Origin of the sequence: Cronobacter sp. HA18003 (genome assembly GCF_011605905.1) — a bacterium.
GTDB classification, from domain to species: Bacteria; Pseudomonadota; Gammaproteobacteria; order Enterobacterales; family Enterobacteriaceae; genus Cronobacter; species Cronobacter sakazakii.
In genome coordinates this window covers 169,492-194,438 of sequence record NZ_JAANQO010000024.1, presented here as the reverse complement: position 1 = coordinate 194,438, position 24,947 = coordinate 169,492, and the positions used below count along the sequence as shown (strand labels likewise).

Annotated in this window: 25 protein-coding genes; 14 read left to right on the top strand and 11 right to left on the bottom strand. The window is 59.8% G+C overall.

The window, feature by feature from the left end; genetic code table 11:
• The first annotated feature begins 276 nt into the window (after positions 1 to 276).
• From G6041_RS17440 to G6041_RS17430, 3 genes are all read left to right on the top strand, one after another.
• Entirely contained in the window at positions 277 to 1,125 is an 849-nt protein-coding gene (locus tag G6041_RS17440) for an MIP/aquaporin family protein (protein ID WP_004385737.1), read from the top strand.
• Positions 1,126 to 1,143: 18 nt separating this feature from the next.
• Positions 1,144 to 2,661, top strand: a complete 1,518-nt coding sequence (glpK, locus tag G6041_RS17435; protein ID WP_012126088.1) for a glycerol kinase GlpK — start codon at positions 1,144 to 1,146, stop codon at positions 2,659 to 2,661.
• 128 nt (positions 2,662 to 2,789) lie between these two features.
• Positions 2,790 to 3,152, top strand: coding sequence for a YibL family ribosome-associated protein (locus G6041_RS17430; RefSeq protein WP_007779260.1), 363 nt, complete (start codon positions 2,790 to 2,792; stop codon positions 3,150 to 3,152).
• 28 nt (positions 3,153 to 3,180) lie between these two features.
• Here the strand turns inward: G6041_RS17430 and G6041_RS17425 are convergent, their stop codons facing one another.
• Both G6041_RS17425 and G6041_RS17420 read right to left on the bottom strand, forming a co-directional pair.
• Complete coding sequence (locus tag G6041_RS17425) at positions 3,181 to 3,465, bottom strand: helix-turn-helix domain-containing protein (RefSeq protein ID WP_007853687.1); 285 nt, start codon at positions 3,463 to 3,465, stop codon at positions 3,181 to 3,183.
• Positions 3,455 to 3,775, bottom strand: a complete 321-nt coding sequence (locus G6041_RS17420; protein ID WP_004385741.1) for a type II toxin-antitoxin system RelE/ParE family toxin — start codon at positions 3,773 to 3,775, stop codon at positions 3,455 to 3,457. The genes G6041_RS17425 and G6041_RS17420 overlap by 11 nt, the downstream gene beginning before the upstream one ends.
• A gap of 403 nt (positions 3,776 to 4,178) precedes the next feature.
• Here G6041_RS17420 and lldP point away from each other — a divergent pair, with 403 nt between their 5' ends.
• The 3 genes from lldP to lldD are packed head-to-tail and all read left to right on the top strand — an operon-like array spanning position 4,179 to position 7,821.
• A complete protein-coding gene (gene lldP / locus G6041_RS17415; protein ID WP_015387088.1) occupies positions 4,179 to 5,834 on the top strand; it encodes an L-lactate permease in 1,656 nt (551 codons plus the stop codon).
• Entirely contained in the window at positions 5,831 to 6,619 is a 789-nt protein-coding gene (lldR, locus tag G6041_RS17410) for a transcriptional regulator LldR (RefSeq protein ID WP_007704167.1), read from the top strand. The genes lldP and lldR overlap by 4 nt, the downstream gene beginning before the upstream one ends.
• Entirely contained in the window at positions 6,616 to 7,821 is a 1,206-nt protein-coding gene (lldD, locus tag G6041_RS17405; protein ID WP_012126090.1) for an FMN-dependent L-lactate dehydrogenase LldD, read from the top strand. The genes lldR and lldD overlap by 4 nt, the downstream gene beginning before the upstream one ends.
• A 162-nt stretch (positions 7,822 to 7,983) precedes the next feature.
• Here lldD and yiiM read toward each other — a convergent pair whose 3' ends face one another.
• Both yiiM and sodA read right to left on the bottom strand, forming a co-directional pair.
• Positions 7,984 to 8,661 carry a 6-hydroxyaminopurine reductase gene (gene yiiM / locus G6041_RS17400; protein ID WP_012126091.1) on the bottom strand — a complete coding sequence of 226 codons (678 nt, stop codon included), beginning with the start codon at positions 8,659 to 8,661 and terminating at the stop codon, positions 7,984 to 7,986.
• 70 nt (positions 8,662 to 8,731) lie between these two features.
• The gene (gene sodA / locus G6041_RS17395) at positions 8,732 to 9,352 is read right to left on the bottom strand and encodes a superoxide dismutase [Mn] (RefSeq protein WP_015387089.1); all 621 of its coding nucleotides are present in this window, start codon (positions 9,350 to 9,352) and stop codon (positions 8,732 to 8,734) included.
• Positions 9,353 to 9,724: 372 nt separating this feature from the next.
• On the opposite strand from sodA, the gene rhaT reads away from it, so the two are divergent.
• Positions 9,725 to 10,762, top strand: a complete 1,038-nt coding sequence (gene rhaT, locus G6041_RS17390; RefSeq protein WP_012126092.1) for an L-rhamnose/proton symporter RhaT — start codon at positions 9,725 to 9,727, stop codon at positions 10,760 to 10,762.
• Here the strand turns inward: rhaT and rhaR are convergent.
• Positions 10,759 to 11,610, bottom strand: a complete 852-nt coding sequence (gene rhaR / locus G6041_RS17385) for an HTH-type transcriptional activator RhaR (RefSeq protein ID WP_012126093.1) — start codon at positions 11,608 to 11,610, stop codon at positions 10,759 to 10,761. The two genes, rhaT and rhaR, sit on opposite strands and share 4 nt — an antisense overlap.
• A 71-nt stretch (positions 11,611 to 11,681) precedes the next feature.
• Entirely contained in the window at positions 11,682 to 12,518 is an 837-nt protein-coding gene (gene rhaS / locus G6041_RS17380) for an HTH-type transcriptional activator RhaS (protein ID WP_015387090.1), read from the bottom strand.
• Positions 12,519 to 12,819: 301 nt separating this feature from the next.
• Between rhaS and rhaB the strand changes: the two genes are divergently transcribed.
• The 5 genes from rhaB (at position 12,820) to rhaM (ending at position 18,136) form a co-directional block, all read left to right on the top strand.
• Positions 12,820 to 14,292, top strand: a complete 1,473-nt coding sequence (rhaB, locus tag G6041_RS17375) for a rhamnulokinase (protein WP_054628582.1) — start codon at positions 12,820 to 12,822, stop codon at positions 14,290 to 14,292.
• Positions 14,289 to 15,545: an L-rhamnose isomerase gene (locus G6041_RS17370; protein ID WP_166491672.1), complete on the top strand. Its 1,257-nt coding sequence runs from the start codon at positions 14,289 to 14,291 to the stop codon at positions 15,543 to 15,545. Before rhaB ends, G6041_RS17370 begins: the two co-directional genes overlap by 4 nt.
• Before the next feature lie 9 nt (positions 15,546 to 15,554).
• On the top strand, positions 15,555 to 16,379 hold the full coding sequence (rhaD, locus tag G6041_RS17365; RefSeq protein ID WP_007871997.1) for a rhamnulose-1-phosphate aldolase: 825 nt from the start codon (positions 15,555 to 15,557) through the stop codon (positions 16,377 to 16,379).
• Positions 16,380 to 16,676: 297 nt separating this feature from the next.
• On the top strand, positions 16,677 to 17,825 hold the full coding sequence (gene fucO, locus G6041_RS17360; RefSeq protein WP_004385152.1) for a lactaldehyde reductase: 1,149 nt from the start codon (positions 16,677 to 16,679) through the stop codon (positions 17,823 to 17,825).
• Entirely contained in the window at positions 17,822 to 18,136 is a 315-nt protein-coding gene (gene rhaM / locus G6041_RS17355) for an L-rhamnose mutarotase (protein WP_012126098.1), read from the top strand. The genes fucO and rhaM overlap by 4 nt, the downstream gene beginning before the upstream one ends.
• 233 nt (positions 18,137 to 18,369) lie before the next feature.
• Here the strand turns inward: rhaM and G6041_RS17350 are convergent, their stop codons facing one another.
• From G6041_RS17350 to G6041_RS17335, 4 genes are all read right to left on the bottom strand, one after another.
• Positions 18,370 to 19,632 (bottom strand): MFS transporter, encoded by a 1,263-nt coding sequence (locus tag G6041_RS17350; protein WP_012126099.1) that lies wholly within the window; start codon positions 19,630 to 19,632, stop codon positions 18,370 to 18,372.
• Positions 19,633 to 19,689: 57 nt separating this feature from the next.
• The gene (locus G6041_RS17345; RefSeq protein WP_012126100.1) at positions 19,690 to 21,813 is read right to left on the bottom strand and encodes an alpha-galactosidase; all 2,124 of its coding nucleotides are present in this window, start codon (positions 21,811 to 21,813) and stop codon (positions 19,690 to 19,692) included.
• Between the two features lie 117 nt (positions 21,814 to 21,930).
• Positions 21,931 to 22,938: a LacI family DNA-binding transcriptional regulator gene (locus G6041_RS17340; protein WP_007899204.1), complete on the bottom strand. Its 1,008-nt coding sequence runs from the start codon at positions 22,936 to 22,938 to the stop codon at positions 21,931 to 21,933.
• Positions 22,939 to 23,013: 75 nt separating this feature from the next.
• Positions 23,014 to 23,562, bottom strand: coding sequence for a helix-turn-helix domain-containing protein (locus tag G6041_RS17335; protein WP_004385157.1), 549 nt, complete (start codon positions 23,560 to 23,562; stop codon positions 23,014 to 23,016).
• Between the two features lie 105 nt (positions 23,563 to 23,667).
• Between G6041_RS17335 and G6041_RS17330 the strand changes: the two genes are divergently transcribed.
• Positions 23,668 to 24,327: an AzlC family ABC transporter permease gene (locus G6041_RS17330; RefSeq protein WP_085959427.1), complete on the top strand. Its 660-nt coding sequence runs from the start codon at positions 23,668 to 23,670 to the stop codon at positions 24,325 to 24,327.
• Positions 24,327 to 24,650, top strand: coding sequence for an AzlD domain-containing protein (locus tag G6041_RS17325; RefSeq protein ID WP_012126101.1), 324 nt, complete (start codon positions 24,327 to 24,329; stop codon positions 24,648 to 24,650). Before G6041_RS17330 ends, G6041_RS17325 begins: the two co-directional genes overlap by 1 nt.
• A gap of 52 nt (positions 24,651 to 24,702) precedes the next feature.
• Here G6041_RS17325 and G6041_RS17320 read toward each other — a convergent pair whose 3' ends face one another.
• Positions 24,703 to 24,912 (bottom strand): YdgH/BhsA/McbA-like domain containing protein, encoded by a 210-nt coding sequence (locus G6041_RS17320; protein ID WP_004385160.1) that lies wholly within the window; start codon positions 24,910 to 24,912, stop codon positions 24,703 to 24,705.
• Positions 24,913 to 24,947 lie beyond the last annotated feature (35 nt).

Below are 24,947 nucleotides of genomic sequence, written 5' to 3'. Positions count from 1 at the left end.
CGCTTTTTCAGTCTAAACCGAGTGTATTCGCGACACGCTACGGTAAATTGTTAACATATGCGTTAATGAAATGATTCAGCTCTCACTTCACCCTGTCCGAAAAACACGCTATCGAGCGCGAAAACGCTCATTTTCTTGACGTGACACACACATTTTAATTTCGATATTTCTCGTTTTTGTTCGTTAACGATAAGTTAACACCATGTCTACATGACATCGTGGTCGTCTTCGACACCATGCTTACAATAATCATCAATTAGCCTTCAGGACCCGATTATGAGTCAAACATCAACCTTAAAAGGCGAGTGCATCGCCGAATTCCTCGGTACCGGGTTGTTGATTTTCTTCGGTGTGGGCTGCGTGGCGGCGCTGAAAGTGGCAGGAGCCAGTTTCGGTCAGTGGGAAATCAGCATCATCTGGGGTCTGGGCGTGGCGATGGCCATCTACCTGACCGCAGGCGTTTCCGGCGCGCATCTTAACCCGGCGGTAACCATCGCGTTGTGGCTGTTTGCCTGTTTCGACGGGCGCAAAGTGGTTCCTTTTATTATTTCTCAGTTTGCCGGCGCCTTTTGCGCAGCGGCGTTAGTTTACGGGCTTTACTACAATCTTTTCCTCGATTACGAACAGACTCACCACATGGTTCGCGGCAGCGTCGAAAGTCTCGATCTGGCCGGTATTTTCTCGACTTATCCAAACCCGCACATCAACCTGGTTCAGGCGTTTGCGGTTGAAATGATCATTACCGCCATTCTGATGGGCGTTATCCTGGCGCTGACCGACGACGGCAACGGCATTCCGCGTGGTCCGCTGGCGCCGCTGCTGATTGGCCTGCTGATTGCGGTTATTGGCGCGTCAATGGGCCCGCTCACCGGCTTCGCCATGAACCCGGCGCGCGATTTAGGACCGAAGGCGTTCGCGTGGCTCGCTGGCTGGGGTAACGTGGCCTTTACCGGCGGGCGTGACATTCCTTACTTCCTGGTGCCGGCCCTGGGCCCGGTCGTCGGCGCGGCGCTTGGCGCGTTTGGCTACCGCAAACTGATTGGCCGCCATTTACCGTGCGACACCTGCGAGCCAGAAGCGGATAAACCTTCTGCCAGCAGCGCACAACAGAAAGCTTCGCTGTAACCGATTTACGGGATAAAAATGATGACTACAGAAAAAAAATATATCGTTGCGCTCGACCAGGGCACGACCAGCTCCCGCGCCGTTGTGCTGGATCATGACGCCAACATCGTCAGCGTCTCCCAGCGTGAATTTGAACAAATCTACCCGCGTCCAGGCTGGGTAGAACACGACCCGATGGAAATCTGGGCCTCCCAGAGCTCCACGCTGGTAGAAGCCCTCGCGAAAGCGGATATCAGTTCCGATCAGATTGCCGCTATCGGCATTACCAACCAGCGCGAAACGGCGGTGGTCTGGGAGCGTGAAACCGGCAAACCGATTCATAACGCTATTGTCTGGCAGTGCCGCCGTACCTCAGAGATTTGCGAAAAACTGAAACGCGACGGCATGGAAGATTACGTGCGCCAGGCGACCGGCCTCGTCATTGACCCGTACTTCTCCGGCACCAAAGTGAAGTGGATTCTTGATCACGTCGAAGGTGCCCGCGAGCGCGCGAAGCGCGGTGAACTGCTGTTCGGCACCGTCGACACCTGGCTTATCTGGAAAATGACCCAGGGCCGCGTGCATGTGACCGACTACACCAACGCCTCGCGCACCATGCTGTTCAACATCCATGAGCTTGACTGGGATGACAGAATGCTGGAGGCGCTGGATATTCCGCGCGCCATGCTGCCGCAGGTGCGTAAGTCGTCTGAAGTGTACGGCCAGACTAACATCGGCGGTAAAGGCGGCACCCGTATTCCTATCGCCGGTATCGCGGGCGACCAGCAGGCGGCGCTGTTTGGCCAGCTCTGCGTGAAAGAAGGCATGGCGAAAAACACCTACGGCACCGGCTGCTTTATGCTGATGAACACCGGCGAAAAAGCGGTGGCCTCCACCCACGGTCTGCTGACCACCATCGCCTGCGGCCCGCGCGGTGAAGTGAACTATGCGCTGGAAGGCGCGGTGTTTATGGCGGGCGCGTCAATTCAGTGGCTGCGCGACGAGATGAAGCTCATCAGCGACGCGTTTGACTCCGAATATTTCGCCACCAAAGTGAAAGACACCAACGGCGTCTATGTGGTACCGGCGTTTACCGGCCTCGGCGCACCGTACTGGGATCCGTATGCCCGCGGCGCGATTTTCGGCCTCACCCGCGGCGTGAACTCGAATCACATCATTCGCGCCACGCTGGAATCCATCGCCTACCAGACCCGCGACGTGCTGGAAGCGATGCAGGCCGACTCCGGCATTCGTCTGCACGCCCTGCGCGTGGATGGCGGCGCGGTGGCGAACAACTTCCTGATGCAGTTCCAGTCTGACATTCTCGGCACCCGCGTGGAGCGCCCGGAAGTCCGTGAAGTCACCGCGCTGGGCGCAGCCTATCTGGCGGGTCTTGCGGTCGGCTACTGGCAGAATCTGGACGAACTGCAGGAAAAAGCGGTAATTGAGCGTGAATTCCGCCCGGGTATTGAAACCACCGAGCGTAACTACCGCTACGAAGGCTGGCGCAAGGCGGTTAAACGCGCTATGGCCTGGGAAGAGCACGACAAAGAGTAAGCGTTAACCTCATTGGAATCTCCCTTTTCTCCCGCCTTCGGGCGGGAGACTTTTCCCGCTTTTTTCATTCGTCCCCCGCAATTAGTGTATCCTTTGCAGCAATCCCCCTTTTCTGATGGTTTGTGTGAATGAAAGAGATCGAAAAAGCTGAAATTAAACGCCTGAGCGACCGCCTTGATGCCCTGCGTCACCAGCAGGCCGCCGTTTCCCTGACGGAAGCCGCCGATAAATACGCGGAGCTGGAGCAGGAGATCGCCACGCTGGAAACGGAAATCGCGCGCCTGAAAGACGTGCGTACTGACAAGCTCAGCAAAGAAGCGCAGAAGCTGATGGCGATGCCGTTTAAACGCCCCATCACCAAAAAAGAGCAGGCCGATATGGGCAAGCTGAAGAAAAGCGTGCGCGGGCTGGTCGTCGTTCACCCGATGACCGCGCTGGGCCGTGAAATGGGCCTGAAAGAGATGACCGGCTTTGCGAAAAGCGAGTTTTGATCGGCGGGCCGCCACCTGGCGGCCGTGTTTAACCAGGAGAAAGTTTTAACGTAACGCCACAAGCCTGAGCATAATTCCGAAGCGTGTCGACGCTTGCCCCATGCGCATTATCTTCAAGCTGGCTGACCTCCGGCAGTGAAACACCCATTTTTTCAGCCACATCGTTTTTTGTGAGGCCTGCCTGTGTACGCATCGCAATAAGCAGGGCGCTTAGCTCTTCTTCACGTATTTGCTGCTCGTAAGCTGCCTGAACCGCTGCGTTTTCAAAGGCGCGCGCTTTCACCTGTGCAAAGGTGATACCTTTAACCGTCATGGCTGAGCTCCTCCAATCGTTTGAGTGCAATTTCGAATTCACGTAGCGGCGTTTTTTGCGTCTTTTTTATAAAAGTACGCAAAATAAAAATACGCTGGCCGGCTGCATAAGCAAAAAACGTACGAGCAATATCTTTACCGCCAACCCGTAGTTCGTACAAGCCCCCGCTCAGCGCACGCGAATCAGGATAACGCAGCCGGAAGCCTTCTCGTTCAAGCTTTTCCAGCCCTCTCAATACTTTCGCCTGCATGACGGGATCAAGCGCGTAAAGTTCTTCCGCCGCGACCGGATGAAAAATTAATTCAAACATGACGCGCTTCCCTGCACATAGTCACACTCCGGCATCATTCTCTGTCATACCTTCCGGGCTTCCCGCCGCTGGAATCGAAGATGTTTTTACTGCTATCAACGAGAGCGAAGCGGTTTATGTGTAGGTATTGCGAGACGTCTTCCACGTTTTCTCGTTTCCCGGCGCGAGTGATGATAACTCGCCAGACACCGCCTGAATTGGCCCAACCAATTCCCTCGCAAACTTACCACCCACTCACAAAACCCCAAAAAAGCGCAACCAACGTGTTGCCGACACCTAACAAATAGTTAACCTTTTGTTGTCATTCACCCTATAACAACACATTGGTTGGGCCACTTTTACAAATCCGCGCTAACAGAAGCACAGACTTCCGGCACGAATGAAGGCCCGCAGGAGATTCGCTATGCACCTCTGGCAGCAGAATTACGACCCGGCAGGGAATCTCTGGCTTTCGAGCCTGATTGCCGCTTTGCCGATCCTGTTTTTCTTTTTCGCGCTGATTAAGCTCAAGCTGAAAGGCTACATGGCGGCGACCATTACCGTCGCCATCGCGCTGCTGGTGGCGCTCTTTTTCTACAAAATGCCGGCGGAGCGCGCGTTCGCGTCGGTGATTTACGGCTTCTTCTACGGCCTGTGGCCTATCGCGTGGATTATCATCGCCGCGGTGTTCGTTTATAAAATTTCGGTGAAAACCGGGCAGTTTGACATCATCCGTTCCTCGATACTCTCCATCACGCCGGACCAGCGTCTGCAAATGCTGATTGTCGGTTTCTCCTTCGGCGCGTTTCTGGAAGGGGCCGCAGGCTTCGGCGCGCCGGTGGCGATCACCGCCGCGTTACTGGTGGGGCTGGGCTTTAACCCCCTTTACGCCGCGGGCCTGTGCCTGATTGTGAATACCGCGCCGGTAGCGTTTGGCGCGATGGGCATTCCGATTCTGGTGGCAGGCCAGGTGACCGGCCTCGACAGCTTCCAGATTGGCCAGATGGTCGGCCGTCAGTTGCCGTTCCTGACCATTATCGTACTGTTCTGGATCATGGCGATTATGGACGGCTGGCGCGGCATTAAAGAGACCTGGCCCGCGGTGCTGGTGGCAGGCGGCTCGTTCGCCATCGCCCAGTATTTAAGCTCGAACTTTATCGGGCCGGAGCTGCCGGACATTATCTCCTCGCTGGTGTCGCTGGTCTGCCTGACGCTGTTTCTTAAACGCTGGCAGCCGGTGCGTATTTTCCGCTTCGGCGATATGGGCGCCTCGGTGGTCGATCAGACGCTGGCGCGCAAGCATTACACCGCAGGCCAGGTGGTACGCGCCTGGACGCCGTTCCTGTTCCTGACCGCCACGGTGACGCTCTGGAGCATTCCGCCGTTTAAAGCGCTGTTCGCCAAAGGCGGCCCGCTCTCAGACCTGGTGTTTAACGTCTCCGTGCCGTATCTCGATGGTCTCGTGGCCCGCATGCCGCCGGTCGTCGCAAAAGCCACGTCCTATGCCGCGGTCTATAAATTCGACTGGCTCTCCGCCACCGGCACCGCGATTTTCGTGGCGGCTATCATTTCGATTATCTGGCTGCGCATGAAGCCGAAAGCCGCTGTAGAAACCTTCGGCCAGACCATGAAAGAGCTGGCGTTGCCGATTTACTCCATCGGCATGGTGCTGGCGTTCGCGTTTATCTCTAACTACTCCGGGCTCTCCTCGACGCTGGCGCTCGCACTCGCGCACACCGGCAGCGCGTTTCCGTTCTTCTCGCCGTTCCTCGGCTGGCTTGGTGTGTTCCTGACCGGCTCAGATACCTCGTCGAACGCGCTCTTTGCGGCGCTCCAGGCCACGGCGGCGCAGCAGACCGGCGTCTCAGATATTCTGATGGTGGCGGCGAACACCACCGGCGGCGTGACCGGCAAGATGATTTCGCCGCAGTCCATTGCTATCGCCTGCGCGGCGGTGGGGCTGGTGGGCAAAGAGTCCGATCTTTTCCGTTTTACCGTGAAGCACAGCCTGGCGTTCACCTGCATGGTGGGGCTTATCACGCTGCTTCAGGCTTATTACTTTACCTGGATGATCCCATGACATTGATGACCCGGCGACTGGCCGACCATCTGGTGGAGCGCATTCGTGCGCTCATTACCGAGCGCGGGCTGGAAGCCGGAATGCGCCTGCCCTCTGAGCGACAGCTCGCGCAGGAGCTTGGCGTCTCGCGTAATTCACTGCGCGAAGCGTTACAGATTTTGATTCGCGACGGGCTGCTGATAAGCCGTCGCGGCGGCGGCACTTTTGTGCGCTATCAGCTGGAGCCGTGGTCTGAACAGCGCATCGTCCAGCCCATCCGTAACCTGATGGCGGACGATCCGGGTTATCGCTACGACATTTTAGAAGCACGCCACGCCATTGAGGCCAGCACCGCGTGGTATGCGGCGCTGCGCGCCACCGCGCAGGATAAAGAAAAGCTGCGCTACTGCTTCGACGCGATGCTGCAGTTTACCGAGCGCGACGACCCGGATCTCGCCTCGCAGGCCGACGTGCGCTTTCACCTGGCGATTGCCGAGGCGTCGCACAACGTGGTGCTGCTCCAGACCATGCGCGGCTTTTTCGATCTGCTGCAATCGTCGGTGATGGAGAGCCGTCAGCGGATGTATCAGCAGCAGCCGATTTTCGCGCAGCTCACCGGTCAGCACCGCGAGATGCTGGAGGCGATCGAAACCGGCGATGCCGAACGGGCGCGCAACGCGACGCTGCGCCACCTCGGCTTTGTCCACTCCACGATTAAACAGCTTGATGAAGATGTCGCCCGCCAGGCGCGTGTCACCCGCCTGCCCGACGACGTAATGCAACCTTCCAGGGAGAATAAAGAATGATTATTTCCGCAGCCAGCGACTATCGCGCAGCGGCGCAGCGTATCCTGCCGCCGTTTCTGTTTCACTATATCGACGGCGGGGCCTACGCGGAATATACCCTTAAGCGCAACGTGGAAGATCTCTCGCAGGTAGCGCTGCGCCAGCGCGTGCTGAAAAATATGTCGGATTTGAGCCTTGAGACGACGCTGTTTAACGAAACGCTCTCGATGCCCGTCGCGCTGGGGCCGGTCGGCTTGTGCGGCATGTACGCGCGTCGCGGCGAAGTTCAGGCGGCGCGCGCGGCCTCGGCGAAAGGCATTCCCTTTACGCTCTCGACGGTGTCCGTCTGCCCCATTGAGGAAGTCGCGCCAGTGATGAATCGCCCGATGTGGTTTCAGCTCTACGTGCTGCGCGACCGCGGGTTTATGCGTAACGCGCTGGAGCGCGCCAAGGCGGCGGGCTGTTCAACGCTGGTGTTTACCGTTGATATGCCCACACCCGGCGCGCGTTACCGCGACGCCCATTCCGGTATGAGCGGCACCAATGCCGCCATGCGCCGCTACTGGCAGGCAGTGACGCACCCGCAGTGGGCGTGGGACGTGGGCCTGAATGGCCGCCCGCACGATCTCGGCAATATTTCCGCGTACCTTGGCAAGCCGACCGGGCTTGAGGATTACATCGGCTGGCTGGCGAACAATTTCGACCCGTCTATCTCGTGGAAAGACCTGGAGTGGATCCGCGAATTCTGGGACGGCCCGATGGTGATCAAGGGGATCCTCGACCCGGAAGATGCCCGCGACGCGGTGCGCTTCGGTGCCGACGGGATTGTGGTCTCCAACCACGGCGGCCGCCAGCTTGACGGCGTGCTCTCGTCCGCCCGCGCGCTGCCCGCCATCGCCGATGCGGTGAAGGGTGACATCACCATTCTCGCCGACAGCGGCATCCGTAACGGGCTGGATGTGGTGCGCATGATTGCGCTCGGTGCCGACAGCGTGCTGCTGGGCCGCGCGTACCTTTACGCGCTCGCGACCCACGGCGAGAAAGGCGTGGCGAACCTGCTGAATCTGATTGAGAAGGAGATGCGGGTGGCGATGACGCTGACCGGCGCGAAGTCGATTAAGGAGATCACCCGTGAATCGCTGGTGCCGTCGCCGGAATTTACGTCCGTTTTAGCGGATCTGCCCGCCGCCAGCGCGAAGCCTAAGCAGGATGACGCGGCGTAAAAGTTGGTGATGTGAGGGTGGCGGGGTAAGTAGTATCGGGTAAGTGGCGGCGGCGGGTGCGCTTCGCTTACCCGCCCTACCACGCTCCCCCCATAGAGAAGTGTTTCCTGTAGGGGGGGTAAGCGAAGCGCACCCACCAACGATTTTCGGATAACCCGCCTGCTACCCTCTACCCCACAACCTGCGCGAAAAACTCTCGATCTTCCCATTAAGACGCCGGTTTTGCAGCGTTTTCGCCCAACTGGCGGAAAGGCCACCTGCGCTCAGAAGCCGGTGATACTGCTCGTCATCGAATGGCGTATGCCACGCAATCGCGGCGGCCTCGCGCACGGAAATGGCGCTCACCCGCGACACCAGCTCCAGCGGCGCGTCGCTAAACACCTTCCCTTCGCCGATCACCCGGTAGAGCCAGCCGCAGCGCGCGGTATCCTGCATCCGGCCGGAAAGCTCGCTAATCCCCGAGTGAAAATTAACCTTAAAGCACGGCGAACGCGGCTGGGTGATCTGTATCAGCGCCTCGCCCCAGCGAAAGATATCGCCGATAAACGCGTTCTCTTCCGTAAGCCCCAGCGTGGAGAGATTCTCGCCAAACGCGGGCGGCGCGAACCACTCCGCCTGTTCCGGGTATTCACGCGCCCAGACGGCGTAATGCTCGCGCGGGTAGTGGCACAGCGCGCGGTCCACCCCGCCGTGAATTTTCTTCTCCGCCTGCTGATCGCCAACCAGCCCGCGACTGGTGAGCGACAACTCGCCCTCCACCTGCACTTTGCCGATGGCGCTGGGCCTGCTGCCTTCATAGTCGCGGATTTTGCCGAGATACACCTGCACCGGGAAATACATACGCGCCTCCTTTTGCGGATATAAAAAAAGCGAGCCATCAGGCTCGCTTTTTACAGGTCAGGTTGCAACCTTATTTCTGAGAAGCGAAACGCGCTGCGGCTTCGTCCCAGTTAACCACGTTCCAGAACTCTTTGATGTAGTCCGGACGGCGGTTCTGGAATTTCAGGTAGTACGCGTGCTCCCACACGTCCAAGCCCAGGATCGGGTAGCCGGAAGCGCCGGAGATAGCTTCGCCCATCAGCGGGGAATCCTGGTTTGCGGTGGAAACAACAGCCAGTTTGTCGCCTTTCAGCACCAGCCACGCCCAGCCAGAGCCGAAACGGGTCGCTGCTGCTTTCTCGAACTCTTCTTTGAATTTCTCAACGGAGCCGAAATCACGCTCGATAGCCGCTTTCAGGTCGCCCTGCAGGGTGGTGCCTTTTTTCAGGCCTTTCCAGAACAGGCTGTGGTTCGCGTGGCCGCCCGCGTTGTTACGCAGAACGGTTTTCTTGTCCGCCGGAACCTGATCCAGTTTGGTGATCAGCTCTTCAACCGGCAGATTCGCCAGCTCCGGCAGGCTTTCCAGCGCCGCGTTAGCGTTGTTGACGTAGGTCTGGTGGTGTTTGGTGTGATGGATTTCCATCGTCTGCTTGTCGAAATGCGGTTCCAGGGCGTCGTATGCGTACGGCAGGGATGGCAGTGTGTAACTCATATTCATCATCTCCATTATTGTCGGGCGGCATAGGTGTTAACGCCGCGTAAGCAGTGGGTTCATTATAGTTAATTAAATGATATTGAAAATGTTTATCAATGCCGCAGTTTTTATATGGTTATAACTTAACGCAATATTAGCCAAAAATGGACACCCTGCGCCGTTTTTCGCACATATTTCCAACGCTTAGGCATCGTCTGAATTCACCATAAAGTGTGATCCCCGTTCGGCTTACTCGCTGTTTTTTGCCACCCGTTAACGCTTCGCGGCAGCGCCCCGAAGGTGAAAGCGTGAGCGCCTCAATAGACTCGATTCGGTTAGGGGGCGGCTTTCGCTCCTGTCTGGTGCTATGACGGAAACGAGGACGACAGCATGAGTAACGCAATAACCATGGGCATACTGTGGCACTTGATTGGCGCGGCGAGCGCCGCCTGCTTTTATGCGCCGTTTAAGAAGGTACGGCACTGGTCCTGGGAGACCATGTGGTCAGTGGGCGGCGTGGTGTCCTGGCTGATTTTACCCTGGGTGGTCAGCGCGCTGCTGCTGCCCGATTTCTGGGCCTACTACCGCTCGTTCAGCGCCGCCACGCTGCTGCCGGTGTTTCTGTTTGGCGCGATGTGGGGCATCGGCAACATTAACTACGGCCTGACCATGCGCTATCTCGGTATGTCGATGGGCATCGGCATCGCGATTGGTATCACGCTGATTGTCGGTACGCTGATGACGCCGCTGTTGAACGGTAAATTCGGTGTGCTCGTCGGCACCGCCGGCGGGCGGATGACGCTGCTTGGCGTGTTCGTCGCGCTCGTTGGCGTCGCCATTGTCACCCGCGCAGGCCAGCTGAAAGAGCGCCAGATGGGCATCAAAGCCGAAGAGTTTAACCTGAAGAAAGGCCTGGTGCTGGCGGTGCTGTGCGGCGTGTTCTCCGCAGGCATGTCGTTTGCGATGGACGCCGCGAAGCCGATGCATGAAGCCGCTGCCGCGCTGGGCGTCGATCCGCTCTACGTCGCGCTGCCAAGCTATGTCGTTATCATGGGCGGCGGCGCGCTGATTAACCTCGGCTTCTGTTTTATCCGCCTCGCGAAGGTGAAAAATCTGTCGATTAAAGCCGATTTCTCGCTGGCGAAACCGCTGCTTATCAGCAATGTGCTGCTCTCGGCGCTGGGCGGGCTGATGTGGTATTTGCAGTTCTTTTTCTACGCCTGGGGCCATGCGCGCATCCCGGCGCAGTATGACTACATCAGCTGGATGCTGCACATGAGTTTTTACGTGCTGTGCGGCGGCATCGTCGGGCTGCTGCTGCGCGAGTGGAAAACCGCCGGGCGTCGCCCGGTCAGCGTGCTGAGCCTGGGCTGCGTGGTAATTATTGTGGCGGCGAATATCGTCGGGCTGGGCATGGCGACCAACTAACCGGCCAGAGCACCCCACTGCTGACGCCACACCCGTGGCGTCACGCCCGTTTCACGGGTAAACACCACCGAGAAATAGTTACTGTCTTCAAAGCCGCAGCGCGCGGCGATCTCGCTTATCAGCAACGAGGAGTGGCGCAGCAGATACTGCGCCTGGCAAATGCGTAACTGGCGCAGGTACTGGCTGATGGTCATGCCCGTCTGCTGGCGGAACAGCTGGCGCAGCGGACGTTCGGCAATCTGATAATGACTGCAAAAGTGCTGTAAATCGAACGGCACGTCGAGGCTGTTGCCGAGTGCGGCCATCAGCAGATCCAGCGTTTCGCCCTCGCCCGGCCCCGTACCGCCCGATGGCTGGTAACGATGACGGCGCAGCGTAATCGCCAGCTGTAAAAAGAGGCTTTCGGCCAGGCAGTGCGAGAGCGCGTCTTGCTTCGGGCTTTCATGCTCAAGCTGATCAATCACCTGGCGCGCCTGCACCATGCCCTGGCTGCTGAGCCGCCAGCGCGGGTCGCCGTTCACGCCGCGCGGGTTTTCCAGTAGATCGCGCCAGTTGACGTTCAGTTGCAACCGTTCGGGGCAATAGATGATGTTATGTAGCACCAGATCGTTAACCGACTGGTAGCTGTGGCGGTCTTCTGCGCGGATATAAAAGAGATCGCCGCAGGTGATGCGGTAAGGCCTGTCATTCAGCACATGCAACCCGTTGCCGCGCCACACCAGCACCAGTTCGCAGAACTCGTGGGTATGCTCGGCAAAAACGTTTTGCGGGTAGCGGTCAGCCACGACGACCGGCTGGGTGGGTGTCGCGAAGAAATCCGCTTTCCTGAGCACTAACTGAGAGGCCACAGCGTATCTCCGGGGCAAATGGCTGCAAAGTATGCGTTTTTTCGCCGCGGAAAACGGTGATTTCCTTCGCGTTACTGGATTTGCCCGTCGCGCCCCTGACGAATCTCACGCGGCGACCACGAAAACTCGCGCCGGAAGAGCGTGGAGAAGTGGTTGCTGTCGCCAAAGCCGCACTGATAGGCGATATCCGTGACGCTCTCTTCGCTGTGGCGCAACAGATAGCGCGCTTTCATCAGGCGCAGACGGTTAAGGTAGCGCTGCGGCGTCAGCCCGGTGCGCTGCTTAAGCTGGCGGTGCAGCGTGCGCAGCGACAGCCGGTGATGGTCGGCGAGCTGCTCCCAGCAAATCTCTTCCGCGTAATGTTCCTCAAGCCAGGCGATAAGCTGGTTCAGCCGTTCATCAGGGCGGCCGTCGCCCTGCGCATGCGCGCCGCTACGCAGCAAAATCAGCAGCTGCATAAAGAGCATCTCCATGCTGGCGATGGCGTGGACGTCGCTGCTTTCTCGCAGCGCTTCCAATTGCCCGACCAGCGGGCGGGCCTGATGCAGCGTCTGCTGGCTGACGCGCCAGTGCGACGGGTAGTGGCCGTCCTGCTCCTGCGGCAGAAGCTTTTCAAGCCCCGACAGGAAACTGAACGCCTGCGGCGAGCGATACAGCACATTGGTCAGGCAGAGGTTTTCGGTGTGCTCGTAGAGATGACGATCGTGGTCGCGCACAAAGCAGACGGAGCCGCCGCTGAGCGTATACGGCTGACCATTAAACACATGCGTGCCGGTGCCGTGCTCAACGATGACAATTTCATAGAAATCATGATGATGTTCAGGAAAAGCCGCCTGCGGAAGACGCGGTTCAATGGTCACCGACGCCGCGCCGGATGGGAAAAAATCAACGCTCTGTAGTACCGTCATCATTGCCCCCGCATTCTGTGAAACCTGCCTGATAGTAGATAACGGTTCTCACTGACACCTTAAATTTTCGACGCCAAAACGCGCAAAGCCTGTCGGTTTTTTAAGAAACACCGTGAAATTTCTGGAAATGCGGCGCGGCTCACACCCCGGTCAGCCAGGCGGCCAGACGCCATTTTGTGAACTCCCTCACGTTCATCTTTGCCTCCTTGCCAGCGCGTTTAACGCACTGTCCGTGGAGTGAAGGTGCGCCGCCGCGCCGCTCCCTAGACTGGCGTCAGAGATTCCAACAAGGACCCCAACCATGACTATTCGCCATAGCGTCGCGGTCGATCTGGGGGCGTCCAGCGGCCGCGTGATGCTGGCCCGCTACGATAGCCACGGACAGCGCCTGACGCTTGAGGAAATACACCGCTTCGCCAACGGCCTGCGCCGCGTGGACGGCTTCGACACCTGGGATGTGGATGCGCTGGAGTGCGAAGTGCGCGCGGGTCTGGAGAAAGCCTGCGCGCGCGGCGTCGCTATGGACAGCATCGGCATCGACACCTGGGGCGTCGATTATGTGCTGCTGGATGCGCGCGGCGAGCGCGTCGGCCTGCCGGTGTCGTATCGCGACAGCCGCACCGACGGCATCATGGCCCGCGCGGAGCAGCAAATGGGCCGCGAGGCGATTTACCGCCGCACCGGCATTCAGTTTCTGCCGTTTAACACGCTGTATCAGTTTCGTGCGCTGGTGGAGCAGCAGCCGGAGCTGGTTGACCGCGTGGCGCATGCGCTGCTCATCCCGGATTACCTCTGCTACCGGCTCACCGGCGCGCTGAACTGGGATTACACCAACGCCACCACCACGCAGCTTATCAATATCAACACCGATAACTGGGATGAGACGCTGCTCGACTGGGCGGGTGTGCCGCACCACTGGCTCGGCGCGCCGACGCATCCGGGCAACGTGATCGGCCACTGGCGCAGCGCGCAGGGCGTCGAAGTGCCGGTGGTTTCTGTGGCGACGCACGACACCGCCAGCGCCGTGATCGCCGCGCCGCTGGCGACGCCGGACGCGGCGTACCTTTCCTCCGGCACCTGGTCGCTGATGGGCTTTGAGAGTAAAACGCCGTACACCGATGACCGCGCGCTCGCAGCCAATATCACCAACGAAGGCGGTGCCGAAGGGCGCTACCGGGTGCTGAAAAACATCATGGGGCTGTGGCTGTTGCAGCGCGTCTGTCAGGAGCAACAGATTACCGATCTGCCCGCGCTTATCGACGAGGCGCGCGCGCTTGCGCCCTGCCGCTTTGTCGTGAACCCCAATGACGACCGCTTTATCAATCCGGAAAACATGAGCCGCGAAATTCAGGCCGCCTGCCTTGAGCGCGGCGAGCCTGCGCCGCAAAGCGCGGCAGAGCTGGCGCGCTGTGTTTTTGACAGCCTGGCGCTGCTCTACGCCCGCGTGCTGGACGAGCTCACCGCCCTGCGCGGGCGGCCGTTCACGGTGCTGCACATTGTCGGCGGCGGCAGCCAGAACCCGCTGCTGAATCAGCTCTGCGCCGATGCCTGCGGCATTCCGGTGCTGGCAGGCCCGGTGGAAGCCTCCACGCTCGGCAATATCGGCTGCCAGTTGATGGCGCTGGATGATATCGCCGATGTCGATGCGTTTCGCCGCGTTGTCATAGCCAGCCAGACGCTGACCCCATTTCACCCTCAGACGGACAGCGAAATAGCGCGCCACGCGGCGCGGGTATCGCCGTCCCGTCAAATCAGGAAGGAGCTTTACGCATGACCACTCACATTCATCAGGCCTGGGAACTGGCGAAGCAGCGCTTCGCCGCCGTTGGCGTCGATGCCGAAGCCGCGCTAAACCAGCTCGACCGCCTGCCGGTTTCCATGCACTGCTGGCAGGGCGACGACGTGGCCGGGTTTGAAAATCCGCAGGGGCAGCTCACCGGCGGCATTCAGGCGACCGGCAACTATCCGGGCAAGGCGCGTAACGCCGAAGAGCTGCGCGCCGATCTCGACCAGGCGCTGCGCCTGATCCCCGGCCCCAAACGCCTTAACCTGCACGCCATCTATCTGGAATCCGACACGCCGGTCGCCCGCAATGAAATTAAACCGGCACACTTCGCAAACTGGGTGGCGTGGGCGCGCGAGCGCCAGCTGGGGCTGGATTTCAACCCGTCGTGCTTCTCTCACCCGCTGAGCGCCGACGGCTTTACGCTCTCGCACCCTAACCCGGAAATTCGCCAGTTCTGGATTGAGCACTGCCAGGCGAGCCGCCGCGTGTCGGCGTCGTTTGGCGAACAGCTCGGCACGCCGTCGGTAATGAACATCTGGATCCCGGACGGCATGAAAGATACGCCGGTGGACCGCCTGGCGCCGCGACGCCGCCTGCTCGCCGCGCTGGATGAGGTTATCCGCGAAAAACTCAACCCGGCGCACCACATCGACGCGGTAGAGAGCAAGCTGTTCGGCATCGGTGCGGAGAGCTACACCGTCGGCTCGAACGAGTTTTACCTGGGCTATGCCGCAAGCCGCCAGACCGCGCTGTGCCTCGACGCCGGCCATTTCCACCCGACGGAAGTGATCTCCGACAAAATCTCCGCCGCGATACTCTACGTGCCGCGCCTGCTGCTGCACGTGAGCCGCCCGGTGCGCTGGGACAGCGATCATGTCGTGCTGCTGGATGACGAAACCCAGGCTATCGCCGGTGAAATTATTCGCCATGACCTGTTTGACCGCGTGCATATCGGCCTCGATTTCTTCGACGCCTCCATCAACCGCATCGCGGCATGGGTGATTGGCACCCGCAATATGAAGAAAGCGCTGCTGCGCGCGCTGCTGGAGCCGACCGCGCAACTGCGTCAGCTGGAGCTTGACGGCGATTACACCGCGCGTCTGGCGCTGCTCGAAGAGCAAAAATCGCTGCCGTGGCAGGCCGTATGGGAGATGTATTGCGAGCGCCACGACACGCCAGCCGATGCCGCGTGGCTCTCCGCCGTCCGCCACTTTGAACAACACGTATTAAGCACGCGCTAAGGAGCACTCATGCAACGCATTCTCTCTTCCTGGTTTGTTCAGGGAATGGTTAAAGCCACCAGCGATATGTGGCTGAAAGGCTGGGACGAACGCAACGGCGGCAACGTGAGCCTGCGCCTTGACGCAGCCGACGTGGAGCCTTACCGCGACGAGTTTTACCCCGCGCCACGCTGCGTGGAGCTGAGCCAGCCGCGCACGGAACTCGCGGGCTGCTGGTTTCTCGTGACCGGCTCCGGGAAGTTTTTCCGTAACGTGCAGCTCGACCCGGCAGACACGCTGGTGCTGCTGCAAATCACCGATGACGGTATGGCGTATCACATTCACTGGGGGCTCAGTAACGGCGGCCTGCCGACATCGGAGCTGGCGTCGCATTTTCAGTCGCACGCGGTGCGCAAAGCGGTCTCCGGCGGCAAGGACCGCGTGATTATGCACTGCCACGCCACGAACCTGATTGCGCTGAGCTTTGTGCTGGAGCTGGATGAAGCGCGCTTTACGCGCCTGTTGTGGGAAGGCAGCACCGAATGCCTGGTGGTGTTCCCGGACGGCATCGGCATTGTGCCGTGGATGGTGCCGGGCACCGATGGCATCGGCAGCGCCACCTCGGAGCAGATGAAAACCCACACGCTGGTGCTGTGGCCGCATCACGGGATTTTCGGCACCGGGCCGACGCTTGATGAGGCGTTCGGGCTTATCGATACCGCCGAGAAATCCGCCGAGATCCTGGTCAAGGTGTTGTCGATGGGCGGCATGAAGCAGACCATCACGCGCGAGGAGTTGATTGCGCTCGGCGAGCGTTTTGGCGTGACGCCGCACGCGGGTGCCATCGCGTTGTAACCGGGCGGGCGTTAGCCGGTTGAACGGTGGGTGCGCTGCGCTTACCCACCCTACCCATCCTCAATGTAGGGCGGGTAAGCAACGCGCACCCGCAGCCGTGAATACACCCGTAGGGCGGGTAAGCAACGCGCACCCGCAGCCGTGAATACAACCGTAAAGCGGGTAAGCAACGCGTACCCGCCGCCGTGAATACACCCGTAGGGCGGGTAAGCAACGCGCACCCGCCAGCGTGAATACACCCGTAGGGCGGGTAAGCAACGCGCACCCGCCATTACCGTAAAAGCAAGGAGAAGCTGCATGAGCTTTATGTTGGCACTGCCCAAAATTAGCCTGCATGGCGCAGGCGCTATCGAAGACATGGTGAAACTGGTGGCGAATAAAGCCTGGGGCAAGGCGCTTATCGTCACCGACGGACAACTGGTTAAACTCGGCCTGCTCGATAGCCTCTTTGCCGCACTGGATACGCATCAGCTTTCATACGAGCTGTTTGATGACGTTTTTCCGAACCCCACCGAAGCGCTGGTGCAGCGCGGCTTCGCAATCTGGCGCAATGCGCAATGCGACTACCTGATTGCCTTCGGCGGCGGCAGCCCCATCGACACCGCTAAAGCCATCAAAATTCTCACCGCCAATCCAGGCGCATCCATCGATTACGCGGGCGTAGGTCATGTCAAAAACCCTGGCGCACCGCTGGTGGCGATTAACACCACGGCCGGAACGGCGGCGGAAATGACCAGCAATGCGGTGATCACCAACGAGGCGCGACGGGTCAAAGAGGTGATTATCGACCCGAATCTGATCCCCGATATCGCCGTGGATGACGCAAGCGTGATGCTGGATATTCCGCCCGCCATCACCGCCGCGACCGGCATGGACGCGCTGACCCACGCGGTCGAGGCGTTTGTCTCGGTGGGTGCGCACCCGCTGACCGACGCCAACGCGCTGGAGGCGATTCGCCTGATTAACGAGTGGCTGCCAAAGGCGGTGGAGGACGGGCACAATCTGGAGGCGCGCGAGCAGATGGCGTGCGGTCAGTATCTGGCGGGCATGGCGTTTAACAGCGCGGGCTTAGGCCTGGTACATGCGCTGGCGCACCAGCCGGGCGCGACGCACAACCTGCCGCACGGCGTCTGCAACGCGATTTTGCTACCCGTTATTGAAAATTTTAACCGCCCGCGCGCCGTGAAGCGGTTTGCGCGCGTGGCGCAGGCGATGGGCGTCGATACCCGTGACATGAGCGATGAACAGGCGAGCCATGAAGCCATCAACGCGATCCGCGCGCTGTCGGCGCGTGTCGGCATTCCTTCCGGCTTCAGCCAGCTTGGTGTGACGAAAGCGGATATCGAAGGCTGGCTTGATAACGCGCTGGCTGACCCTTGCGCGCCGTGCAACCCGCGTGTCGCTTCACGCGACGAGGTCCGCGAGCTCTATCTGGAGGCGTTATGATCCGCAAAGCGTTTGTAATGCAGGTCAACCCCGACGCGCACGAGGAGTATCAGCGCCGCCATTCCCCCATCTGGCCGGAGCTGGAGGCGGTGCTGAAACAGCATGGCGCGCACCATTACGCCATCTGGCTTGATGCGCAGCGTCATTTGCTCTTCGCGACGGTCGAGATAGAGAGCGAGGCGCGCTGGAACGCCGTGGCGCAAACCGAGGTGTGCCAGCGCTGGTGGAAGCATATGCGCGAGATTATGCCTTCCAACCCGGATAACAGCCCGGTGAGCCAGGAGTTGAAAAACGTGTTTTATCTGGAGTGAGCGTGGGTGTGTATGAATGGCGGGTGCGCTTCGCTTACCCGCCCTACGAGAGATTTAAGCGGGGGAATGGCGGGTGCGCTTCGCTTACCCGCCCTGCGAGAGATTTAATTTGGGAACTGGCGGGTGCGCTGGCGCTTACCCGCCCTACGGTTAATGCAATGCCGTGTGTGATGTAGGGCGGGTAAGCAACGCGCACCCGCCGTCATTACGGTTATAAATGATAAACGCCAACCTTACGCCTTCACCGTCTCTTCTGACACCATCGCCTGCCGCGTGTTTGTGAGCGTAAACGCCGACACCACCGTTATCGCCAGCACAAAGCTGCCGAGAATCAGATACGTATCCTGAAACCCTATCCGGTCATACATCGTACCGGCGAAGGCGGAGAGAAAAATCGCCGCCATCTGCTTGGCAAACTGAAAACCAATCAGATAAATGGTCGCCGACAGGCGCGTGTCGAACACGCCGGTAATGTATTTAAACGCGCCCACCAGCAGGAACGGCACTTCCAGCGCGTGCAGCATTTTCAGCGCCACGATTTCATAAACGTTCGTGGCAAACGCCGAGCCGATAATACGCGTGGCCATAATCGTGCCCGCAATCAGCAGCGTGTTCTTCGCGCCGATGCGGTTAATGATCCACGGTGAGCAGAACATAATGATGGCGTTACACAACTCACCGGCTGTGGTGGCGAAACCAAACGCCTGCGTGCCCGCCTGCGGCGTTGGGAAGAACGATTTAAAAAACGTGGCGAACTGCTGGTCGAACACGTCATACACGCACGCCACGCCGACCACATAGAGAATAAACATCCACAGCTTCGGCAGGCGGAACAGGCCCAGCGCCATTTTCGCCGTCACCTGCGGCTGGTTGGCACCGAGCGCGTTCATCACCTGCGCCGTCTGATTCGCGCGAGGGCGCGCGAACAGCAGCAGCCCCATCAGCACCAGCGCCGCGCTGGAACCCATCCAGAACACGATGGCCGGGTTGACGTTAAACAGCATCCCCGCCGTCGAGGCGCACAGCCCCCAGCCGAGGCAGCCAAACATGCGCGCCTTGCCATATTCAAAACCGCTGCTGCGGCTCACGCGCTCAATGTATGCCTCAATCGCCCCGGCACCGGAGGAGAAGCAAAAGCCGATATACAGCCCGCCCATCAGCGCGCCGAGCCAGATATTCACCTTCAGCAACGGCCCGAACACCCACAGGAAGAACGGCGCGAACAGCACCAGCAAGGTGGTGATAATCCACAGCAGATGTTTTTTTAAGCCCAGCTTGTCGGAAATCACGCCCAGCACCGGCTGAAACGCAATAGCAAACAGCGACATACAGGAGAACACAATGCCGGTATCGGTTTTGTTCAGGCCAATCACATCCGACAGCCAGATAGGCAGAAACGGAAAGCAGGTGGCCATGATGAAGAAGTAGAAAAAGAAGAAGAGACCAAAGATCCAGAAGTTCGGGTTATGTTTTGGGGTACAGACGGTATTTTTCATTATTGTCGCCCTTAGAAGACCAGACCATCGAGGTGCCGCTTTCACGGCACCCGCCTGTTACACGCGCTCAAACGCGATAAGCATCGCAGTTTCGGGGTCGAGCACCGGCAGTTGCAGCCCCGCCTGCGCCAGCCATTCGCCGCTGGCGCTGACAGGCTCGCTCATCCAGCCCGGCAGTTTGCGCATGGTGTGGCCGCCTTCGCCGGTCAACTGAATATTCGGATGATCCACCAGCCGCACCTGGTAACGGGCCTGCGGATCGAGCCCCGGCACGCGCAGCGCGCCTGGCAGCGTGTAATCCGGCATCGCCAGCTGGCTTACCAGAAACAGCCCCTGCGTCTTATCCTGACTGACGACGCCCTGCACCTGCGTGGCGGCGTCCGGCATCTCTACGCGCCACAGGTCTCCGGTGTGGATCAGCTCACGCCATTCCTTATAAAGCGCGGCATAGCGCTGATAGCCCGCCGCCTCCTGCTCGCCAGCGCTGACCGGGTCCAGCTCCAGGCCCATATGACCGAACAGCGCCGTCAGGCCGCGAAATTCAATGCTGTGCTGGCGGAACGTCGCGTGGCAGCGCGGGTTGCCGATATGCGCGCCCATCACTTCCGGCGGGAAGAAGTAGCTCATGCCGCGCTGGATGGTGTTGCGCTCCAGCGCGTCGTTGTTGTCGGAGGCCCAGAAGCGGTGCGTGCGCGTCAGCACTTCGAAATCGATACGCCCGCCGCCGGACGCGCAGGACTCAAATTCAACGTGCGGGAAACGCGCGCGCAGCACATCCAGCAGGCGATAGAACTGACGCGTCTGGGCGTCTGCCGCCGCTTTGCCCGCGTGGCCCGGCTGCACCAGCTCGCGGTTCATGTCCCACTTCACGTAATCAACCGGATGCTCGCCCAGAAGCCAGCTCATGCGTTCCAGCAGGTAATCGAAGGCGGCAGAAATGTTGAGATTAAGCACCCACTGATGGCGTCCGGTGGTTTTCGGGTAGCCCGGCAGCGCCAGCACCCAGTCCGGGTGCGCGCGGTAAAGATCGGAATCGGGGTTGATCATCTCCGGCTCCACCCAGATGCCGAACTCCATCCCGAGACTTTTCACGTGATTAATCACCGGCATCAGGCCGTCCGGGTATTTCTGCTCATCGAGATACCAGTCGCCGAGCGCCGCGTGGTCGTCGTTGCGGCCCTTAAACCAGCCGTCGTCAATGATAAAGCGCTCCACACCGAGCGCCGCAGCTCTGGTCGCCATCTGCATGATGTATTCCGGCTGATGGTCGAAGTAGATCCCCTCCCAGGTGTTGAGGTGCACCGGGCGCGGTTTGTTGCCAGGAAAACGGATGATTTCCTTACGCAGAAAGCGGTGAAACTGCTGGCTCATACCGTTCAGACCGCGCGTGGAGTGGCTCGCGTAGAGCCACGGCGTGTGCAGCGTCTCGCCGGTCGCCAGCGCCATTTCACCCGGCAGATAGAGCGCCTCGGCCTGGAGATAGCGCCGCCCGTCGGTTTTCGCTTCGCACTTCAGCCGGTGGTTGCCGCTCCACCCAAGATGCACGCCCCAGACATCGCCGTGCTGCTCGCCAAAACCCGGCGTACCGGCGATAAGCGCCGGAAAATGCTCGTGCGAGGTGCGCCCGCGGCGGTTTTCCAGCACAAAGCCGTCGTGGCTTAACGTTACGCGGTGCGGCTGGAACTCACGTATCCAGCGGCCATGAAACGCCATCACTTCAAACGCCCGTTCCGCCACCGGCAGCGTGACCGCGAAACGATCCACCTGCCAGGCACCGTCGCGCAGATTGGTCAGGCCGTGGCGCACCTTTAGCACGCCGCTGTCGCTGAGCGAAAGCTCGCTCACGAGCCGCAGCCCGGCGGTGGCGTCTTCACTGGTAATTACCAGCGTCTGCCCGTTCTGGTTGACGTCCTGCGTGGTAAACACCGGCGAGGCGTCCAGCCCATTGCGGTGCCCTTCCAGCCCCGGCGCGCCAAACAGCCCGTGGCCGTTCTCCGCCATTAACGTGACGGGTGAATCGGTATCCAGACGGCCATTAGCGACCGGGCGTACGAGGCTCGCGCAATCGTGCTCCGAAAAGTGCGCAAGGTGCGGCCCCCAGTAGAGAATTTCAGCGAACGGGCGCGTTTTGATAACAACATCGGTTGTGGGGCTGGTGAGTCGATGAATGCGGGTTTCCATAAAAGCATCTCCGGTAAAAGAATGCTTTTACTGTTGATCCGAAACGTTTCGGATGCCAACCAAAACGTTTCGGATGTGTGATCTGCACGGAATTTTGCTTAAGAAAATGCCGAGGGTTTAGTCAGCGGGATGAAGCGTGCTGCCTTCCAGAAAATCGGGTTGCCAGAGCACCTGAAGCTGTTCTGCGGGCTCGCCCGCGATAAGACGCTGCACCATGTCGGCGATTTGTCGCCCCACGCCTTCGCGCGTGGACTGAATGACCGCCGCCACATCCATCTCCACGATGCTGTCAGGCGGCAGACCGTCATAGACCACCAGCGAAACCGCCCCTTCGCCCTGTAAGCGATTAAGCGTTTGCAGCGCCATCGCGGCCCCGTCGCCGAGCGAGTTGCAGTCGGTCACAATGGCCGTCGGCGGGGCGGGCAGCGCCATCAGTTCCAGCACCGCTTTATAGCCCGCGCGGCGGGTGGGCGGCAGCATCCGCAGGCCGCTGTCATCAAGCTGATGCGCTTTCAGCGCGTCTCGCCAGCCCTCGCGGCGCTGGGTGATAAACGCCTGGCTGTTGTGCTCGCCAAGCATCGCGATGCGCCGGTGCCCGAGACGGATTAACCGCTCGGTGGCCTGATGCGTACCGGCGTAGTTGTCGAAATCAAACCAGGCGTAGGGTTGCGGCAACCGGCTGCGTCCGAGCGCCAGGAAAGGAAAATTCACCGTCTGAAGCTGCTGCAAACGTGGGTCGTTATCGAGCGTATGCGCCACAATCAGCGCGTCCACGCGACGGCTTTGCACCAGACGCATATAGCTGTGGCTGTCTGCGAGATCGTCATCGGCAATCAGCAGCAAATCGACCTCATGTTGCGCCAGTTCGCGGCTTATCTCACCCACCATCTCCATAAAGACGCTGTTATTGAGCGGCACGGGATGCACGGGAAAGACCAGCCCGACGGCGTCGATTTTGCCCATTTTCAGGCGACGCGCGAACGTGTTTGGCCGGTAGCCGCGTCGCGCCGCTTCGGCCTCCACCCGCGCGCGGGTTTCCTGAGAAACGTCGTCGTAGCCGTTCAGCGCGCGGCTGACGGTGGTGACGGAGAGGCCAAGTTGTGCGGCGATTGCTTTAAGCGACATAAGTTAAGTGCCTGATTGCAGGGTGCGTAAGAGTGTCGCCTGGGGTGGCGCAGGCGTCCACAGATTCTGTAGGGCTTAATTCTGTTCCGCCACCAGAATTGCCTGAGTATCCGGCTCCAGCGCGCGAAAAACGTGCGCCCGATCGGCGGGGTAACAGATGTAATCCCCGGCGTGCAGCTCTTCCGGCGCTTCCGCGAGCCCGACCAGCGCGCGCCCCTGCGTCACGATGATATGTTCCACCGAGCCCGCCGGGTGCGGCTGTGACAGACGCTCGCCTTCCGGCTGCGTCAGCAGTAGATAGATATCGCGACGCGCGCCCGGCGGGCAGGTCGCCAGTAAAATCGCCTGGTAATTGGCGAGTTCCGCAACGACTTTCGGCCCTTCACCGCGGCGGATCACCTGCGTTTGGTTGGCCTGCGGTTCCATCAGGCGGGCAAAAGGTATGTCGAGCGCCACGCATAGCGCCCAGAGCGTCTCCAGGCTCGGATTACCGTTACCGGCTTCCAGCTGCGACAGCGTGGATTTGGCGATCCCCGCGCGGCGAGCCACTTCGGCCAGCGACAACCCGGCACGCGTGCGTTCGCGCACCAGGCTTTGAGCAATCACGGTAATGGGCTGTGTCATGTCGGGTTCCCTCGTTCGTTAAAATGAACGAACGTTCGTGTTGAAAATAGACAGCGGCATGTTCATTATAATGTTCATTCGTTCGTTATAGGTGAAAAACGTATGATTCTGCACCGGTTCGCCTGCCTTAAAGGCGACATTATAAAGGCTATTGTGCTGGTCTGTCTGGCCGTTGGCGTGGTCGGGATTTCTTATGGCACGCTCGCGATGGCTTATGGCTTCGCGATGTGGGTGCCGCTGCTGTTGTCCATCGCGGTACTGGCAGGCGCGTCGGAGTTTATTTTTATCGGCATCGTCGCGAGCGGCGGTAATCCGCTGGCCGCGGCGGCGGCGGGGCTGCTGGTTAACGCGCGCCATCTGCCGTTTGGCATCACGGTGCGGGATCTGGTGGGCCGTGGCGCAAAAAGATTGCTGGGCTCACACATCATGAATGATGAAAGCGTGGTGTTCGGGTTATCGCAACAGACGCCTGAAACGCGTAAAGCGGCGTACTGGCTGTGCGGGCTTGGCGTGGCGCTGTGCTGGCCGCTTGGCGTTGTGATCGGCGTGGCGATGGGCACGTTGCTGCCCGCGCCGGAAACCATCGGTCTTGACGCCGTTTTTCCGGCGATTTTACTTGCGTTGGTACTCCCTGCCCTGAAAAACAGAACCACGCTTATCCGCGCAGGCAGCGGCGCGGCGCTCTCGCTTGCCGCCGTGCCGTTTGCACCGGTCGGGCTGCCGGTGCTGCTCTCGCTGGCAGGCTTACTCACGAGGAAGAAATAATGGCGAGTACCATGATGATTCTGGCCGGGATCGCCGTGCTCTCTGTCGGCACGTATCTGATGCGCTTTGGCGGGGCGAAACTCGGTAACAAACTGGCGCTGAGTGAGCGCGCGCAGGCGCTGCTCTCCGATGCGGCAACGACGTTACTGTTTGCCGTGGCGCTGGCGGCGACGTTTTACGAAGGTGAAAGCTTTGCGGGTATGGCGAGGGTGCTGGGTGTGGCGTTCGCGATCTTTCTGGCCTGGCGCAAGGCACCGTTAATCGTGGTGATTGTTGCGGCGGCGGTGGTTACCGCGCTGCTGCGTCTGGCGGGCATGCCATAAAAAAAGCGCCCGCAGGCGCTCTTTCGACAACTTCTGGCTTATTTGTTCTGGCTTATTTGTTCAGTTCAGCAGTCATGTGGACCTGATTGCCGGTGAACGCTTCGGTGATTTTATACGTCGCGCCCATCTGCTCGGCCTGCGCGGCGATTTTAGCTTCTGCGCCAGAGAGCGTGGTATCGGTCGCGGTGATGGACTGCCCAGCGAAAGCGCCGAAAGCGGTAGCAAGCGTCATAACTGCAACAAAAGATTTGATAGTGTTCATTGTGAAATTCCTTCCGTTTTGATGTGAGGGAGAAG

Coding starts and splice junctions, on each gene's coding strand:
- G6041_RS17320 (WP_004385160.1), bottom strand. CDS start 24,912: ATGAACACTATCAAATCTTTTGTTGCAGTTATGACGCTTGCTACCGCT.
- rhaS (WP_015387090.1), bottom strand. CDS start 12,518: ATGACGGTACTACAGAGCGTTGATTTTTTCCCATCCGGCGCGGCGTCG.
- G6041_RS17350 (WP_012126099.1), bottom strand. CDS start 19,632: ATGAAAAATACCGTCTGTACCCCAAAACATAACCCGAACTTCTGGATC.
- rhaD (WP_007871997.1), top strand. CDS start 15,555: ATGCAACGCATTCTCTCTTCCTGGTTTGTTCAGGGAATGGTTAAAGCC.
- fucO (WP_004385152.1), top strand. CDS start 16,677: ATGAGCTTTATGTTGGCACTGCCCAAAATTAGCCTGCATGGCGCAGGC.
- G6041_RS17340 (WP_007899204.1), bottom strand. CDS start 22,938: ATGTCGCTTAAAGCAATCGCCGCACAACTTGGCCTCTCCGTCACCACC.
- lldD (WP_012126090.1), top strand. CDS start 6,616: ATGATTATTTCCGCAGCCAGCGACTATCGCGCAGCGGCGCAGCGTATC.
- G6041_RS17420 (WP_004385741.1), bottom strand. CDS start 3,775: ATGTTTGAATTAATTTTTCATCCGGTCGCGGCGGAAGAACTTTACGCG.
- G6041_RS17345 (WP_012126100.1), bottom strand. CDS start 21,813: ATGGAAACCCGCATTCATCGACTCACCAGCCCCACAACCGATGTTGTT.
- G6041_RS17430 (WP_007779260.1), top strand. CDS start 2,790: ATGAAAGAGATCGAAAAAGCTGAAATTAAACGCCTGAGCGACCGCCTT.
- G6041_RS17440 (WP_004385737.1), top strand. CDS start 277: ATGAGTCAAACATCAACCTTAAAAGGCGAGTGCATCGCCGAATTCCTC.
- lldP (WP_015387088.1), top strand. CDS start 4,179: ATGCACCTCTGGCAGCAGAATTACGACCCGGCAGGGAATCTCTGGCTT.
- G6041_RS17425 (WP_007853687.1), bottom strand. CDS start 3,465: ATGACGGTTAAAGGTATCACCTTTGCACAGGTGAAAGCGCGCGCCTTT.
- yiiM (WP_012126091.1), bottom strand. CDS start 8,661: ATGTATTTCCCGGTGCAGGTGTATCTCGGCAAAATCCGCGACTATGAA.
- rhaM (WP_012126098.1), top strand. CDS start 17,822: ATGATCCGCAAAGCGTTTGTAATGCAGGTCAACCCCGACGCGCACGAG.
- sodA (WP_015387089.1), bottom strand. CDS start 9,352: ATGAGTTACACACTGCCATCCCTGCCGTACGCATACGACGCCCTGGAA.
- lldR (WP_007704167.1), top strand. CDS start 5,831: ATGACATTGATGACCCGGCGACTGGCCGACCATCTGGTGGAGCGCATT.
- G6041_RS17325 (WP_012126101.1), top strand. CDS start 24,327: ATGGCGAGTACCATGATGATTCTGGCCGGGATCGCCGTGCTCTCTGTC.
- rhaB (WP_054628582.1), top strand. CDS start 12,820: ATGACTATTCGCCATAGCGTCGCGGTCGATCTGGGGGCGTCCAGCGGC.
- glpK (WP_012126088.1), top strand. CDS start 1,144: ATGATGACTACAGAAAAAAAATATATCGTTGCGCTCGACCAGGGCACG.
- G6041_RS17370 (WP_166491672.1), top strand. CDS start 14,289: ATGACCACTCACATTCATCAGGCCTGGGAACTGGCGAAGCAGCGCTTC.
- rhaT (WP_012126092.1), top strand. CDS start 9,725: ATGAGTAACGCAATAACCATGGGCATACTGTGGCACTTGATTGGCGCG.
- G6041_RS17335 (WP_004385157.1), bottom strand. CDS start 23,562: ATGACACAGCCCATTACCGTGATTGCTCAAAGCCTGGTGCGCGAACGC.